Raw genomic sequence first — 997 nt, 5'->3', positions numbered from 1 at the left:
CAGCGCCGCCCCCAGCCCGCGCGAGGCGCCGCTGACCACCGCGGAGGCGAAGCCGCTCACCGCAGCCGCCGCAGCCGCGCGAGGCCGCGCGTCAGCGCGCCCTGCACGGCCCGGATGCCTGACAGCCGGCCCGGGGGGAACAGCTCCGGGCGCGCCATGCGCTCGATCAGCACCTCGGGCGGGCAGGGCAGCTCCGTCACGGGATCCACGCAGCGCGGGTAGAGGATCAGCGCCCCCGCCACCAGCTCGTCCAGGGTCAGCCGCCGGCGGGGCCGGGGCGGCGGGACACGGTCCTCGGTCAGGCCCCAGCCGGCGTAGAACGGCATGCCCCAGCAGGTGACCGGCAAGCCGCGCAGCAGCGCCTCGAAGCCCGTCAGCGATGTCATTGTGTGCACCGCGTCCACCTGGGCCAGCACCGCGGCCATCGGCGCGCCGTGCAGCACCTGGTCGGCCAGGCCGGCGAGTTCGGCGGCGGCGATGCGGCCGCGGCGGAAGCCGGCCTCGATGTCCGGATGAGGCTTGTACACCAGGAAGGCGTCGGGCTCCGCCGCGCGCACCTGGCGCAGCAGCGCCAGGTTGCCGCGGATCGCGCCGCCGCCCAGCCGGACGGAGGCATCGTCCTCCACCTGGCCGGGCACCAGGATCCGCCGCCGTCCGGCCGGGATCACGGGGGGCGGGCCGCCCAGGTTGTACTTGGTGATGCCGCGCTCCACGATCGCCGCCCGCAGCGCCGCGGCCCGGACGAGGAGCGCCGGTGCGAAACCGCCGGCCTGCAGCAGCCGCTCGAGGTCGCTTTCCCGTGCCGGGTCGTAGTATGGGCCCTGCGAATCGAGCGCGAAGGAGGCGCCGGGCCGGAACGCCGCCCCCAGCCCCGCGGAGCGGATGAACCCGTCCTCCAGCCAGCGGACCTCCACGCCGGCGGCGGCGGCCTGCGCGCGCAGCGCGTCGGGCGCCGCGGAGCTCCAGGCCAGCAGCGCGCCGCCCCGGGCACGTGCCG

General features: G+C 77.3%; 1 protein-coding gene. It reads right to left on the bottom strand.

The genetic code is table 11. The features are described from left to right. Positions 1–56: 56 nt before the first annotated feature. Positions 57–997, bottom strand: a 941-nt coding sequence (locus OZN99_RS32395) for a capsular polysaccharide export protein, LipB/KpsS family (RefSeq protein WP_456299926.1), incomplete at its 5' end; no start/stop codon positions are given.

It is taken from the genome of Falsiroseomonas oryzae, from assembly GCF_027856955.1.
GTDB lineage: Bacteria > Pseudomonadota > Alphaproteobacteria > Acetobacterales > Acetobacteraceae > Falsiroseomonas > Falsiroseomonas oryzae.
The sequence above is the reverse complement of the archived record's forward strand: the minus strand, read 5'-3'. Positions and strand labels throughout refer to the sequence as shown.